The organism is Natronospirillum operosum, from assembly GCF_004768465.1.
In the GTDB taxonomy this organism is placed as follows: Bacteria; Pseudomonadota; Gammaproteobacteria; order Pseudomonadales; family Natronospirillaceae; genus Natronospirillum; species Natronospirillum operosum.
Window position 1 is genome coordinate 1,296,396 of sequence record NZ_SRMF01000001.1, and the last position, 15,194, is coordinate 1,311,589.

Consider the following 15,194-nt stretch of genomic DNA (forward strand, 5'->3'; position numbering starts at 1 on the left):
TATGGCTGCACCCGTAACATGGTCGATTACCTCATACCACCTGCAATCAGACGTTCTACAAAGAATTCCAGGTGCCCCCGGGGTGCGGTGGGCAACGGCCAACGCATCATCTGATCTGCCAATTGATTATAGGCGCCCGCAGCCTTGCTGCCCGGATACAGTTCCATTACCGACTTCTGGCGCCGTACCGCACGCCGGACATGGTCGTCGTACGGGATGGCCACACTGTAAAGCAGCGTAACATCCAGAAACCGCTCGGTCACACTGGCCAGCTTCTGGAACAGGCGTTCGCCTTCCTTGTCCGAGCGCACCATGTTGGCCACAATACGAAAGCGGCCGAGGTGGCTGTCCTGATTGATTACCTTGATCAGGGCATAGGCGTCGGTTATGGAGGTTGGTTCATCACAGACCACCACCAGCGCTTCCTGACAGGCACGCACAAAACTGACCACTGTCTTCGAGATACCGGCCGCCGTGTCGACGATCAGTACATCCAGGTCGTTCTCGAGCTGGGAGAAAGCGTGAATGATGCCGGCGTGTTCCTGCTCGCCCAGATTGGCCATGTGTGGCGTGCCCGACGAGGCCGGGATGATGCGGATGCCGCCCGGACCTTCAACCAGAATGTCCTTCAGTTCACAGCGTCCTTCAAGCACGTCCGACATATCATGCTGCGCACGGATGCCCAGCAGAACGTCAATATTGGCCAGCCCCAGGTCACCATCAAGCACTACAACACGCTTGCCCTTCTGGGCCAGTGCCACAGCGGTATTGATGGCGACGTTGCTCTTGCCCACGCCTCCCTTGCCGCCGGTTACCGCAACGACCTGTACCGGTTCGAGTTTCGCCATGCTGTGAAGATTCCTTACTGCCATGTTCATATGATTCTAGCCGAAACGAACCAGTTTTTCGCCGCTCTGCGACCGCTGCAGCTGACGTCCACACTGTTCGATCAGGCGCTTGACCTGCCCCTGGTGCAGATCCTGTGGCACCAGGGTACCATCACTCCAGTACAGCAGCGGCAGCTTGCGGATCAGCCCGAGGCTGATCACCGGCCCTACTTCAGGGCTCTCGTCGGCCTTGGTCAATACCAGCCCGCGCGGCTGCAGCGGGCTGAAGCGCTGCCAGGCCAGATCCAGGCTGTGTCGCGACAGGTTGGCCGGCAATACCAGCAGCGGCCGCACCTGGCGCTCCAGCATACCCCCGCCCATCTGATCACGGAAGGCCTGCAGCCCGCGATCGGACCCGTTGGTATCGATCAGAATCAGTTTCTTGTCACGCAGACGTGCCAACTGGTCTTCCAGCGCTTCGTTGTGGTCGGTCATCAGAACGTCACAGCCCAGGATGCGCCCCAGAATCCGCACCGGTTCATGAGCGCCGATCCGGTAGTGATCCAGCGAGATGATACCCAGACTGTCGGCGCCATGCTGCATGGCGAAACGGGTGGCGATCTTGGACAGCGTTGTGGTCTTGCCGGCCCCGGTCGGGCCGATCAGGGCCGCCACACCGCCCTGGCGAATCAGACAGTCACTGTCCTTCTCGATCAGCCGTGCCACCATCTCGGTGCTCAGGGTCCAGGCCTCGGCTACCGGCTGCTGCCCGTATTTCTCCACCATGGGTGAGATACAGCGCAGATCAAAGCCCATCAGGCTGAGGCGGCCAGCCAGCGGATGCGGGCGGGCGCCGGATTCACCGGGCAGATCATGGGTTTCCAGCCACTGGCGCAGCGAGGCCAGTTCGGCCCGCATGTCGCTCAGATCGTGCTGACCGAATTCGGCGGCCCCGCTGTTCTGCGGCTCCGGTCGGTAGGGCTCGGGCGACGGCGTGCTGCGCCGAGTCGGCTGCGGGGCCGCCGGCCGGGTCGGCGCCGCAGCGCCGATGCCAGGCTGTTGGCGATTCAGCTGTTCGCGCAGTTTCTGCCGCTTTTCTTCCAGCGGATGGCGGTGTTCATTCAGCAGCGACAACAGCGACTCGCGGGACAGGCCGCCCGAGTCCTGTTCCGACATGCGCAGAATGCTGTCCTGCATGGATTCGGTGGTGCCCTTGCGTTCAGCCTGCAGCCTGGCCCGGGCATCGCCACCGGTCCAGTCCGATACCGGCGCATTGGCGGTCTGGTCGGGTGCCGGCAGGCCATTCTGCGCCGTGCGCACTCCCGGGCGAGGTCGTGCCGGTTCCGGCACGCCATCCGTATTGGGTTTGACTGCAGCAACAATCTCGATGCCACGCGGCACCTTGCGATTGGAGAGAATCATGGCATCCGGCCCCATCTCGGCAGTGACTGCCTTCAGGCCTTCGGACATGTTACGGGCTATGATCTTCCGCACTTTCACGATTGTTCTCCTGTTACTGTCCTACTGTTGCCACGACCGTGATCCGTTTGTTTTCCGGCACTTCGTCGTAGGCCAGTACACTCAAGTTATCAACGCTGAAGCGGAAGAACCGGGCCAGCATCATGCGTAGTGGACCGGGTACCAGCAATACCGCTGGTTTACCTTCTGCTTCCAGTCGCTGCGCCGTCTCCGAGACGGAACGCTGCAGTTGCTCTGCCAACGCCGGTTCAATGGCTACATTGTCGCCACTGCCAGTTTGTTGACTTTGCTGCAGTATCCTCTGCAACAACTGTTCCAGTTCTCGATCCAGAGTCACCACCGGCAGTTCATCCTCCTGCCCGATGATGTTCTGCACGATCAGTCGGGACAGCGCCGTGCGTGCCGCCGCCGTCAACTGATTGGTATCCTGGCTGCCGGCATTGCTGACCGCTTCGGCAATGGTGCGGATATCGCGAATCGGCACTTGCTCCAGCAACAGGTTCTGCAGCACCTTGAGCAACTGGCTGAGACTGAGGGTGTTCGGCACCAGTTCCTCGGCCAGCTTCGGCGAATGCTTGCCCAACTGATCCAGCAGCTTCTGTACTTCCTCGTGACCCAGCAGCTCATGCGCATGCCTGAACAACACCTGGTTCAGGTGCGTGGCCACCACGGTACTGGCGTCGACTACGGTGTAACCCAGTGCCTGTGCCTGGTCCTTCTGGTTGCTCTCGATCCAGACGGCTTCCAGACCGAAGGCCGGATCACGGGCACTGATGCCGGCCAATTCACCGAACACCTGCCCCGGATTGATCGCCATGTCGCGCTCGGGGTGAATCTCCGCTTCGGCGATGGTGACCCCCATCAGGGTAATGCGGTAATGATTGGGCAGCAGGTCCAGGTTGTCGCGAATGTGGATGGACGGCATCAGGAAGCCGACCTCCTGTGACAGTTTCTTGCGCACACCCTTGATGCGGCCCAGCAACTGACCGCCCTGCGACTTGTCGACCAGCGGAATCAGACGATACCCGACTTCCAGGCCCACCATGTCCACGGGCTGCACATCTTCCCAGCTCAGTTCACGCGGTTCTTCCACCTCGCCTTCGCGCGCCGTCTGGCCCGGTTTGGGTGCCACGCCATCAGGGGCACTGCCCGGCGGACCACCACCCGGACCACTGCCACCTCCGGCAGGTCGGGCACCCGGCCCGCCTTCATCGACAAACAGATCCAGCTCGCTGCCCTTGTCACGCAAGTACATCCAGATGGCGACCACGGTGAGCACGGCAGCCAGGGACAGGAAAACGACATGCGGCATGCCCGGCACACTGCCCATGATCCACAGCATGATGGCGGCAATGCCCAGCACCTTGGGCGAACTGACCAGTTGCTCGCGAATCTGGCTGCCCATTTCCTGGCTGGACGAGTTCCGCGTCACCATGATGGCGGCGGCAGTCGACAGCAGCAGTGACGGAATCTGCGCCACCAGGCCGTCACCAATGGTCAGCAGCGCATAGTTTTCCACCGCCTGATTGAACGGCAGACCATGCTGGGCCATACCGATGGCCAGGCCTCCGACGATATTGATGATCAGAATCAGAATACCGGCGACCGCGTCACCACGCACAAACTTGGAAGCACCGTCCATGGAGCCGTAGAAATCCGCTTCCTGGGCAATTTCCTGGCGTCGCGCCTTGGCCGTATCGGCATCAATCAGGCCGGCGTTGAGATCGGCATCAATGGCCATCTGCTTGCCGGGCATGGCATCCAGGGTAAAGCGGGCACTGACTTCCGACACCCGGCCGGCACCCTTGGTCACCACGATAAAGTTGATGATCATCAGAATCAGAAAGACCACCAGACCGACGGCGTAATTGCCGCCGATCAGAACGGCGCCAAAAGCCTCGATAACCTTGCCGGCGGCATCTCCGCCCTCATGACCCTGCAACAGCACGATACGGGTGGAAGCCACATTCAGCGACAGCCGCAGCAGCGTGGCCACCAGCAGGATGGAGGGGAAGACGGCGAAATCCAGTGGCCGCAGGGCATAGATGGTCACCAGCAGCACAATGATCGACAGCGCGATATTGAAGGTAAAGAAAAGGTCCAGAATCTGCGTTGGAATGGGCAGCGTCATGAACGCCAGCAGGACCATCAGGAACATGGGCACGGCCATGTGGCCGGTCAGTACCGACTGCAGGCCGGTGCGCGAACCGGTCAGTACCTTGCCGCGATCCAGTTGCTGCAGTCGGCGCAGCTGTTCAACGCCGGGTAATGCCATGGGGCGTGGAATCCTGTGTCAAAAGAATGTCTGTTAACACCTCTTCTGCAAACAGGGTGCCAAAGGCGGCAATCGGTTGCCGCTGGCAGCCGGTAGCCTGTGAAGTCCCGCCCGGGGCGGCTGAAAGGCGGCTCAGTCGTCGCGCCGGAACTCCGGCGGAATCTTGACATCGGGTTTGCGTTTGGGTCGTTCCATGCGCCCGGCCTTGGCCTCCTGCAACTGGTAGACATAGGCCAGCACCTGCGCCACCGCCAGGTACAGCTCGGCCGGCACCTCTTCGCCCACCTTGCTGTGATGGTAGAGTGCCCGCGCCAGCGGTGGCATCTGTACCACCTCGATATTGTATTCGAAGGCAATTTCGCGGATCTTCAGCGCCACATCGTCGACACCCTTGGCCAGCAGTATCGGGGCCGGCATGCTGAACTGGTCATACTGCAGGGCCACAGCATAGTGATCGGGGTTGGTGATCACCACATCCGCCTTGGGTACATCGGACATCATGCGCCCTTCCGCTATCTCGCGCTGCAGCTGCCGGATCTTGGCCTTCACCTCGGGCTTGCCCTCGGTGTTCTTGTACTCTTCCTTGACCTCCTGAAAGGTCATGCGCAGCTTCTTGGTGTGTGAATAGATCTGAAACGGAATGTCGATGGCCGCTATGATGGCCGTGGTCAGGCACATCAGCAGGAAACTCCAGGCCAGTATGGTCAGCGCATGCACAATGGCCTGTTCGGTCGGTTCGCGACTGATACCGCGCAGCGACTCGACCTGGGAGAACAGAATGACCACGGCCATGGTGCCGACAAAGCCAACCTTGCCGTAGCTCTTGAGCAGTTCCACCAGGGAATTCATCGAAAACATCCGCTTGAGCCCGCTCAGCGGATTGATGCGATTGCCCTTGAATGCGATGGACTTGGTACTGAAGTTCCAGCCCCCCAGCCCCAGCGGGCCGGTAATGGCGGCGGTCAGCAGTACCAGCAGAATCCAGGCCAGCGGCCAGCCCAGGTGCGCAAAGGAAGAGCCCAGATAATGGAACATCAGCCCGGTATCACGGGTGGCTGCGTATTCAAACGAGAAGGTGAAGCGCGCCACTTCGAGAACCCGCTGGGCCAGCAGAGGCCCAAAGAAGATCAGCGCCAGCGCGGCGGCTACCAGCAGCACCGTGGTCTGCAGCTCCTTGGACCGCGCCACCTGCCCGTCTTCACGGGCCTTCTGCAGTTTTCGCGGCGTGGGCTCTTCTGTTTTTTCCTGACTGGTATCCTGACCTTCAGCCATTGTGCAGCTCCAGGTCGCGCATCATGGGTACCAGATCCAGGGTCAGCTCGGACACCATAGTGAAGACACCGGTGAACGAAGCCCAGGTGATGAAGATGCCCATCAGCATGGTGATCGGAAAACCGAGGGCGAAGATATTCAGCTGCGGCGCCGAGCGGGTCATGATGCCGAAAGCCAGATTGACGATCAGCAGTGCCGTTACTGCCGGCAGCGCAATGACAAAGGCCGAGGCGAACATCCAGCTGCCCATCATGGCGATGTTCATCAGGCTGCCCTGAGACAGCCCCACCATGCCGACCGGCATGGTATGGAAGGAATCAATCAGCACCTGGAACACCACCAGGTGACCGTCCATGGCGATGAAGATCAGTGTCACCAGGTTCACATACCACTGGGACAGAATGGCCACCGTGACCCCGTTCGAGGGGTCCATCATGGAGGCGAAGCCCAGACCCATCTGCATGGCAATGGCCTGCCCGGCGACCACGAACACCTGGAACATCACCATCACCATGAAGCCCAGTGCCAGGCCGATACCCAACTGGTGCGCAATGGTAATGAAATTCTCCAGCGAGACCCCTTCCACATCGGGCATCGGCGGCAGAATCGGCACCAGCGCCACCGTCACCACAAAGGCCAGCAGCACGCGCACACGCATGGGCACCGTCTGCGCCCCGAAGATCGGCACAATGGCAAAGAAACCCAGAATGCGAAACAGCGGCCACATGTAGTGCGTGACCCAGCTCGCTATCTGTTCATCGGTGATCTCGATCATCAGGCGCTCATCAACTCAGCAGGAATGGAATATCCATATAGATGCGGCGGGCAAAGTCCACCACCCGAGTGGTCAGAAAGGGGCCGGCAACAATGACCGAAGTCAGTGTCATCAGCAGGCGCGGCAGAAACGACAGCGTCTGCTCATTGATCTGCGTGGCCGCCTGAAAGGTACTGACCACCAGCCCCACCAGCAGACTGGGTACGATCAGCACCGACACAATGACGAAGACCAGAAACAGGGCTTCACGGAACAGGTCACCGATATACATGGCTCCCATAATCAGACTCTCCTCATATACCGAAACTCGCGGCCATCGACCCCATCACCAGGGCCCAGCCATCCACCAGCACAAACATCATGATCTTGAACGGCAATGAAATGATCAGCGGCGACAGCATCATCATGCCCATGGACATGAGGACACTGGCGACCACCAGATCAATGATCAGAAAGGGAATAAAGAGCAGGAAACCGATCTGAAAGGCGGTTTTCAGCTCGCTGGTCACAAAGGCAGGGATCAAAACCGTCAAGGGAATGTCAGTCGGGTCTTCAATACCGTCCACATCCAGGCCCGACTGCGACTCTGCCAGGTTGGTAAACATGTCCAGATCATTCTGGCGGGTCTGGCTGAGCATGAAGTCGTGAATCGGCTCGCGCGCGATCTGCACGGCCTCCAGCGGCGTGATGTCTTCCACAATATAGGGCTGGATGGCCCGCGTATTGATGTCCTGCAGGACCGGATACATGATGAAGAAGGTGAGAAACAGTGTGATGCCGATCAGTACCTGATTGGACGGTGTCTGCTGCAGACCCATGGCCTGACGCAGTATGGCCAGCACCACGATAATGCGGGTAAAGGCGGTCATCATGATCACGGCAGCGGGAATGAACGCCAGCGCCGTCATGATGGCCAGGATCTGCAGCGTGACCGTGTACTCGCCCTGGCCGGCCTCGTTGGTGGTCACGGTGAGCGCCGGAATACCGGCAGCCTGCAGGGTTTCTGCCTGCTGCGCCGAAGCAACACCACTGAGCACCAGCAGGCTCAGCAACAGCAGGCCAAACAACAGACGCCGTACCCGGTTGGGTACGGCGACGGGGGGTTCAGTTCTTTCTGTGGGGGGACAGGTCCGCTTGTTTACCACCTAACAACGCTCCTAACTGACGGGCAAATGGACTGCCCTCCGGATGCGCTGTCAGGTCAAGAGGCTCTTCCAGCTCCAGGAGCCGGGTCACCTGGTGGGCCGTGACACCCAGCAGAAGCTGCTGCTGTCCCACGGCCACCAATACCAGTTTTTCTTTCGCACCCAGGGGCGTCACTGCCAGTACCTTGATGGCACGGCCATTGACCGTGGTACTGCCATTAAATCGACGCACTACCCAGGCGAATGCAAATATGAGGCCGATTACGACCAACAGACCCAGAATCACCGTGACCATGTCACCGGCACTGACCCCGACCGGGCTCGCGGGCGCTCTCTGCCCGCTCGCAGCGGCCAGCCCCGGTGCGGCCATGGTCAGCCCTGCGAGCAGCGATTTGGCTTGCTGTCTCATCAGTTGTTCAACCGACTGATGCGTTCCTGCTGACTGACTACATCCGTCAGCCGGATACCGAACTTCTCGTTGACCATGACCACTTCGCCATGGGCAATCAGTGTTCCGTTGACCAGCACATCCAGCGGCTCACCGGCCAGCCGATCCAGTTCGATCACCGACCCCTGGTTCAGTTGCAGCAGGTTGCGAATGGCGATATTGGTGCGGCCGACCTCCATGGAAATGGTCACCGGAATATCCAGAATCACTTCCAGATCGGGCGAGGTCCCGTCGGCGCGGCCGACACTGTCATCCTTCAGTTCTTCCAGCGGCGCGCGCTCGGCACCTTCCTCGGCACTGTCGGACTCGTCATCCCCGGTTTCACCGGCTTCTTCCATGGCTGCCGCCCATTCATCAGCCAGTTCCGGATCATCCGCTTCCTGTCCGACCTCTTCGGCCAGCTTGTCGGGGTCCATCTGGTCATCCTGATCAGCACGCTCCTCGGGAGCCTGACCATTCTCTTCTTCTTCGGGCGGTTGGTTCTCGTCAGCCATGACCGACCTCCTGCTCATTCTCTGCTGAATTCATACCCGGGCCGGCTCGGTGAGCCGTCCGGGCAGTAGTTATTTCCGGCCCTGAGCCTTTTTTTCCTGCTCCTGACGCTTGCGATCCTGCGTACTGATCACACCCGTGTCCTTCTTCTCACCCTTGTCTTCGCGGTGGTAACGCTCCAGCTGTGCCCGCCGGCTGGCCAGCACGGCCGAAGCGATATCGGAATCTTCATCCTCGACCTGGGCCCCGCGCGGAATCGGCTTGCGCACCTTGAGGGCCAACTGGTCGCGGGATCGACCCAGCGAGGTCTCGAACACCGGCACACCATTGGCGGACATCACCGTGGTCTCCGGCAGCTCAATCGGGATGATGTCACCGGGCTTGATATCCACCAGGTGCTTGAGTGCGATCTGCCGGGTAGCCACCTGGGCGGTTATACCCACGGGGGCATTCAGAATATCCTTCTGCAGCGACAGCACCCAGCGTTCATCCACCTCATCGACGTCACTCTGTACCCCGGCGTCCAGTATCTCCCGCACCGGCTCGATCATCGAATACGGCATGGTGACATGCAGGTCACCGCCGCCGCCATCCAGCTCCACATGGAAGGTACTGACCACCACCACCTCGCTGGGGCTGACGATGTTGGCCATGGCCGGGTTGACCTCGGACGACACATACTCGAAGTCGACGCCCATGACCGCGCCCCAGGCTTCCTTCATGTCGACGAAGACCTGCGACAGGATCATCTGCACCACACGGATCTCTGTGGGGGTGAATTCGCGCCCCTCGATCTTGGCGTGACGCCCGTCACCGCCGAAAAAGTTGTCCACCAGCTTGAACACCAGCTTGGCGTCCAGAATGAACAGGGCCGTGCCGCGCAGCGGCCGTACCTTGACCAGGTTGAGACTGGTCGGCACGTAGAGGGTGTGGATGTACTCCCCGAACTTGAGGATCTGTATCCCACCCGAAGCCACGTCCGCACTGCGGCGCAGGAAATTGAACATGCTGATGCGCGTATAACGGGCAAAGCGCTCGTTGATCATTTCCAGAGTCGGCATCCGTCCCCGGACGATCCGATCCTGACTGGTCAGGTCATACTGTTTGACCCCACCGGGATCAACGGCATCCTCCTCTTCCACGGCCCCGTCGTCGACGCCGTGAAGGAGCGCATCAATTTCGTCCTGTGAGAGCAGATCCTGCATGCGCGCACCTACTGTAAAACAAAGTTGTTGTAGAGCACGGCTTCGACGCCCTGCCCCTCTGATCGCTGGGTGATAATCCGGTTCATCACCTCCGCCAGCGTCTCCACCAGCTCTTCCTTGCCCTCGCGGCGCTGGATATTGCCAAACGTCTGCTCGCTGAGCGTGGTGATGATTTCATCCCGCACCAGCGGCATATGCTGGGTCAGTGCATCCAGAGACGCCTGATCGCGTGCCCTGACCGCCAACTCGACCCTCAGGAAGCGCTGTCGCGAGCCCACATCATAGGTCACCACAAAATCCGGGTTGAGCTGCAGATACAGCGCCCTGGTCGGCGGGCGGGCCTGCTGCTGCCCCGGTTCACCGTTTTCTGTCACCACCGGCTCGTCAGCGAAGAAACCGGTCAGAAACAGGGTTCCCCCAACGGATATGCCGGCGATCAACAGCATGACCCCGGCCATGGCCAGAATCTTGACCAACCGGCCCTTGTTGCCGCCTTCCTCTTCCAGATCATCGCCCAGATTGTCGTTCTGTTGAGTCATACGGCCATCCCGTTACCTTTCGGCATCATTACTACTGCGGGCAGTATAGCCCACCGACACCGCAGACCTGAACCATTGGCTGGGCAGACTTCACACATACTGATCCACCAGACCCACCGGCTCACGACGGCCGGCCGTCAGATCGGCTTCCGCACCGCCTTCTTCCTCGTCGCCACCGGCGCCACTGCCCTCTTCCTGCTCGGCCAGGTCATCCTGTGCGGCTTCACGGTCGGTAATATCGACCTGCACCTCGGTAAACCCCTGTTGTTCCAGCTGTTCACGCAGCCGGTTCGCCTGTTGTTCCAGCAGGTCACGAACCATTGGCTGCTGCGCCACAATCTGTACCTGTACCTGATCACCCTGGGTGGTTATGCGAATATCCAGCGCGCCCATATCCGGCGGGTCAAGGCGGATGCGGGCTTCCTGTATTTCCTGCCCAATCATCATCACCAGACGCTCGCCCAATTGTCGGGCCGCTTCACCGGTGCTGTAGCGTATCGGCATCTGGCGCTCAACATGCGCCCGCACCTGCTCGGCCACTGCCGGGCGCTGATCGCGCCCGAGCGGTGATTCGGTCACCAGCCGCTGCAAGCCGGAATCTTCCAGGCTGGTACGCGCCATGGAATCACGCTCGGTACGCCCCAGCAGACTGGACAGCAGCGCCTGCTCGCGCTGGTTCTGCCGCTCCTGGCGGGACGACACCGGGGCGGGCTCCTCGCGCTCGTCCGAGTCGGCGCTCAGGTCAGCCTGCATGGCCTGCATGGCACGGGTCATCAGACCCGGAGGCTCCACAGGGGCAGGCGTCTGTGCCTGTTGGAGCGCAGCAGAGGCGGTGCGCTGCCATTCCGACAACACATGGTGCAGCAGTTGCCGGGCCGCCGCGCTGTCAGTCAGGTCAACCCCGTCCCGGGCGTGGTCAAGCAAACGTTCCAGAGTCTCGGTCAGATCCGAGCCCAGGGTGGCCTGCCAGGCATCACGCAAATCTGCCGGCAAGGCATCCAGTTGTTCCGCCAGCGCCTGCAACTGCGCCAGCATTCGATCCGTCAGCCCTGCCGGCAATTGCAGATCAAGGTCATCCGCTGCCGCCTGCAGTTCGCGCACCAGGTCCTGCAGCGCTTCGAACGTCAGCACCAGCTGCTCCAGATCCTCCACCGGAGCTTCATTCAGCCAGTCGCCATCCAGCTCATCGGTTGCTGCCAGCAGGCTTTCAACGGCCTCGGCATCCAGCTCCGGCATGGACGGGAGCGGGGTCTGTGATTCGCCGTCCGCATCAAGCCGGTCGGCGTCATCATCCGCTGCCGGCGCACTGACCCAGGTGTCATCTGACAGCTCATCCCGAACCAGATCGGTGTCGATGGGCGCTGCCGCACCAATCACCGACTCCGCTGCAAGCATCGACTCCAGTTCAATCATTGATTCCGGTTCGATCATCGACACCGCATCCGTCTGCGGTTCGATATCGCCGACCACTACCGGCGTGTTCAATCCATGGCTGACCAGTGCCTGAATCAGATCATCCCGCTCGAGCAGGGTCATGTCGAAGTCGTCCCCCGGTGCCACCAGGTCGGCAGGCAGGGCCTGCAACTGAGTGGCCAGCCAGTCTTCCACCGACTCACCGGCCAGTGCGGCTTCCCGGGTTACCGCCAGGGCCAGATCAATATCCGACCAGGTGTCCAGATCGGCTTGCAGCACTGCCGCGAGGTCTTCCCGGCCCGGCAGCTCCGCCGCTAGCAGATCCTGCTCCGGCAGCTCCGCCGCCAGCAGATCCTGCTGTTGGCCCGCCACCGGACTGGCAGCGTTGTTCCTGGCGGGCAATGGTGGCAGCGGGCCCGGGCGCTCTGCGCTGGCAGCTCGAGACGCTGCCGACGGCCGCTCCGACTGCTCCGGGGAACGCCCGGCTTCAGCCCGCCACTCGCTGCTCTGTACCTGTCCGGCGTTGCGTTCCGGGCGGGCGCTGCGCGCCTGTCCCGTGCGGCGCTGGTCAGCCGGGACAGATTCACGGCGGGACGATGGCTGGCCGCGGTGTCGTTCACCGTTCGGCAAGTTGTTGCCGCCGCGTGTGTCCGGGCGGTCAGGCTGGGCACGTCCCTGGGGTTGCCGGCGCTGCTGGTTCAGTTGTTCGCCATAGCGCTCCGCAAACGGCGAAGGACGCTCGCTCGATACGGCCAACCCGGCACGTTCCCGCGTGTCCGAGGGGGCCGGCTCAAGTGGTGTCTGTGTTTGAATCTGGAATCCCAGCATTGATTGATCCATCCAGGTTACTGATCGGCAGGATCCGCCAGGCGGCCTGTCTGACAGTTGGGTAGCAATCTTCAGGCCAGAACGGCCAGAGACAGGATCAATCAGCGGGAAACCGGGCTGCCAGCACTTCCCGCGTGGCGCTCAGGCGATCGCGGACCACGGCCAGCAGACGCTCTGTGTGCGCGGCATCCAGGCTCTGTCCGGCGTGCAGACACTGCTGGCAATAGTTCTCCAGTTCCAGACAGCTGCGCGCCAGCGCCACGGCGCCGACATTGGAGGCACTGCCCTTGAAGGAGTGCGCCGCCCGCCGCAGCGCGTCAACGTCCTCCCGAGTCGCTTCCAGCGCCTGCAGGCGCTGCACGGAGTCATCGCTGAAGGTCTGCAGCAACAGTGCGAAATCATCGCCCATGATCAGCTGCAGTTCCGCCAGCACGGCGGCATCCAGTGTGGTGGTGGTCATATGCGGGTCCCCAGACGCCGTTGCGGCCAATGGAAATCGACCTCCACAATATTGCCCTTGCCCAGATACTCGACCCGGCTGCACAGCTCCCGCACCAGCCCCATGCCACGCCCGGCCAGCGGCGTTTCGGCGGCGGCTGCCGCCGCAGGCAGACTGGCCGGCTGGCGACCATGATCGAAACCGGCGCCGGAATCTTCCATGCGAATGGTCAGCAGGCCGCTGTTGCCGTCGGCCGTCTGCCGCATGGTCAGTTCGATACGACCGGAGGCCAGTCGCTCAAGGCGCTCCTGACGCTCCTGATAATAGCGACCGAACCCCTCACCGGTTGACTTGAGACGACTGTCCAGGCCCAGCACCCCGTGCTCCAGGGCATTCGAATAAAGCTCGGAAATAATGGTGTAGAGCTGGCTGCTGTAGGCATTCAAACCGTCGGTCTCGCTCAGTACATGCATGATCAGTGGCATGGGATTGTGATGCTTCAGGGTCAGGGTCGGAAAAACGAAGCTGACCTGCCAGTCCAACGCCACATAGGGTTGCCGGTCTTCTGCCTGTGCCGCAGCCAGGTCGTCGGCCGGCGGGTCGGTCATCATGACCTCGACCAGGGTGGTGTCATCCGTACTGGCTCGATTGGCCTGAAAGCGGCCCACGGCAGCCAGCAAATCGTCGAACAGAGTCTCCGGAACATCGGCGCGGGCAAACACAGCCCGCAGTCTGTCTTCACCAAACAGCTCGCCGTCCGGGTTTTCTGCCTCCACAATGCCGTCGGACCACATGAAGAACCGATCCTGGTTGCGCATGGCAAATTCATGCATCCGCAACGAAAACTGATGCCCCTCGGTCACCCCCAGCGGCAGATTCAGCGGCGGCAGAGCCGTGATATCGCCCCCCGCAGCATGATAGAGAAAACAGTCCGGCACCCCGCCCACCCAGGCGCGGCCGATTTTCTCCCGCATGTCCATGTGCAGGGCCACAGCACAGCAGAAGAAGTTGGTCGGCAGGACGCGCGTCAGCTTGCGGTTCATCTCGCGGATGATCTCTTCCAGTTCGAAGCCCTTGCTGGTCATGCCATAGAAGGTTTCGGCCAGCGGCATGGCTCCGATGGCCGCCGGCAGGCCATGGCCGGTAAAGTCTCCGAGCAGCACATGCAGCCCCCCGTCGGGGCGCATCCGGGCCAGTACCGTGTCGCCGTTGAACATGGCCCGCGAAGACAGTGAGTAGCGCAGGTTATCAATGCGGATATAGCCCGCATGGGTGACATTGTCGTACACCTTTTTCGCCACCGCCTGCTCCAGCAGCAACTGGCGGTGGTTGGCCTGCAGGGCGGCATGCATATGTCGCATGCGGCCGAAGGCGCTGATCTTGGCGCGCAGAATCACCCTGTTGTAGGGTTTGGAGAGAAAATCATCACCACCGGCATGCAGACAGCTGGCGAGCGAATCGGCATCCTGCAATGATGTCAGAAAAATGACAGGGACCAGTTCGTCACCTGCCAGCTGCTTGATGGCGCGGGCGGCTTCCAGTCCATCAAGTACCGGCATCAGCACATCCAGCAGGACCAGGTCCGGCCGCTCGGCCTCATACACCGCCGTTGCCTCCTGCCCGTCAGCGGCTTCCAGTACGATATGCCCTTCCTTGCGCACTATGGCACTCAGAATCATGCGATCCGTCTGATTGTCATCGGCAATCAGTATGCGCAGGCATTCGGTCATGGCAGGGCCCCCGGGTGCCTATTCGATATTGAACAGCTGCCCGAAATTGGAAATGTTCAGGATCTTGCGCACATCGGGGTTGCAGTTGACGATACTGATACGGGCGCTGTCGCCCCCGGCATGGTCCCGCAGCAGCAACAGCATGCCCAGCGCCGAACTGTCGAGATAGGTGGCATCCGTCATGTCGATGTTGTAAGCCCGCACCTGAGCAGGCGCTGATTCGTAGGTTTCACGAAACTCCTGATGGGCACTGAAGTCGAAGCGGCCGGTTACCTTGATAGTCAGTTCCGTGCCGTCTGATGATGGATGAGCCGTTACTGTCATGGG

The 15,194-nt window shown here is 61.1% G+C and carries 15 protein-coding genes; all 15 read right to left on the reverse strand.

Annotated features, from left to right (window positions below; all coding sequences use genetic code 11):
• Positions 1–26 precede the first annotated feature (26 nt).
• Entirely contained in the window at positions 27–848 is an 822-nt protein-coding gene (locus tag E4656_RS06070; protein WP_135482047.1) for a MinD/ParA family protein, read from the reverse strand.
• A gap of 36 nt (positions 849–884) precedes the next feature.
• Positions 885–2,327 (reverse strand): flagellar biosynthesis GTPase FlhF, encoded by a 1,443-nt coding sequence (flhF, locus tag E4656_RS06075; protein ID WP_135482049.1) that lies wholly within the window; start codon positions 2,325–2,327, stop codon positions 885–887.
• A gap of 13 nt (positions 2,328–2,340) precedes the next feature.
• Positions 2,341–4,581 carry a flagellar biosynthesis protein FlhA gene (gene flhA / locus E4656_RS06080; protein WP_135482050.1) on the reverse strand — a complete coding sequence of 747 codons (2,241 nt, stop codon included), beginning with the start codon at positions 4,579–4,581 and terminating at the stop codon, positions 2,341–2,343.
• A gap of 132 nt (positions 4,582–4,713) precedes the next feature.
• Positions 4,714–5,853, reverse strand: a complete 1,140-nt coding sequence (gene flhB, locus E4656_RS06085; protein ID WP_135482051.1) for a flagellar biosynthesis protein FlhB — start codon at positions 5,851–5,853, stop codon at positions 4,714–4,716.
• The gene (gene fliR / locus E4656_RS06090; RefSeq protein ID WP_135482053.1) at positions 5,846–6,628 is read right to left on the reverse strand and encodes a flagellar biosynthetic protein FliR; all 783 of its coding nucleotides are present in this window, start codon (positions 6,626–6,628) and stop codon (positions 5,846–5,848) included. The genes flhB and fliR overlap by 8 nt, the downstream gene beginning before the upstream one ends.
• 10 nt (positions 6,629–6,638) lie before the next feature.
• Entirely contained in the window at positions 6,639–6,908 is a 270-nt protein-coding gene (locus E4656_RS06095; protein ID WP_135482055.1) for a flagellar biosynthetic protein FliQ, read from the reverse strand.
• Between the two features lie 13 nt (positions 6,909–6,921).
• Positions 6,922–7,671, reverse strand: coding sequence for a flagellar type III secretion system pore protein FliP (gene fliP, locus E4656_RS06100; RefSeq protein WP_240753913.1), 750 nt, complete (start codon positions 7,669–7,671; stop codon positions 6,922–6,924).
• Positions 7,672–7,732: 61 nt separating this feature from the next.
• Positions 7,733–8,182 carry a flagellar biosynthetic protein FliO gene (fliO, locus tag E4656_RS06105; protein ID WP_135482059.1) on the reverse strand — a complete coding sequence of 150 codons (450 nt, stop codon included), beginning with the start codon at positions 8,180–8,182 and terminating at the stop codon, positions 7,733–7,735.
• A complete protein-coding gene (gene fliN, locus E4656_RS06110; protein WP_135482060.1) occupies positions 8,182–8,715 on the reverse strand; it encodes a flagellar motor switch protein FliN in 534 nt (177 codons plus the stop codon). The genes fliO and fliN overlap by 1 nt, the downstream gene beginning before the upstream one ends.
• A 69-nt stretch (positions 8,716–8,784) precedes the next feature.
• A complete protein-coding gene (gene fliM / locus E4656_RS06115) occupies positions 8,785–9,918 on the reverse strand; it encodes a flagellar motor switch protein FliM (protein ID WP_135482062.1) in 1,134 nt (377 codons plus the stop codon).
• An 8-nt stretch (positions 9,919–9,926) separates the two neighbouring features.
• On the reverse strand, positions 9,927–10,457 hold the full coding sequence (locus E4656_RS06120; protein ID WP_135482064.1) for a flagellar basal body-associated FliL family protein: 531 nt from the start codon (positions 10,455–10,457) through the stop codon (positions 9,927–9,929).
• 90 nt (positions 10,458–10,547) lie between these two features.
• A complete protein-coding gene (locus E4656_RS06125; RefSeq protein WP_135482066.1) occupies positions 10,548–12,698 on the reverse strand; it encodes a flagellar hook-length control protein FliK in 2,151 nt (716 codons plus the stop codon).
• Between the two features lie 97 nt (positions 12,699–12,795).
• The gene (locus tag E4656_RS06130) at positions 12,796–13,158 is read right to left on the reverse strand and encodes an Hpt domain-containing protein (RefSeq protein WP_135482067.1); all 363 of its coding nucleotides are present in this window, start codon (positions 13,156–13,158) and stop codon (positions 12,796–12,798) included.
• A complete protein-coding gene (locus E4656_RS06135) occupies positions 13,155–14,867 on the reverse strand; it encodes an ATP-binding SpoIIE family protein phosphatase (protein ID WP_135482069.1) in 1,713 nt (570 codons plus the stop codon). The genes E4656_RS06130 and E4656_RS06135 overlap by 4 nt, the downstream gene beginning before the upstream one ends.
• Before the next feature lie 18 nt (positions 14,868–14,885).
• A complete protein-coding gene (locus E4656_RS06140) occupies positions 14,886–15,191 on the reverse strand; it encodes an STAS domain-containing protein (RefSeq protein ID WP_135482071.1) in 306 nt (101 codons plus the stop codon).
• Positions 15,192–15,194 lie beyond the last annotated feature (3 nt).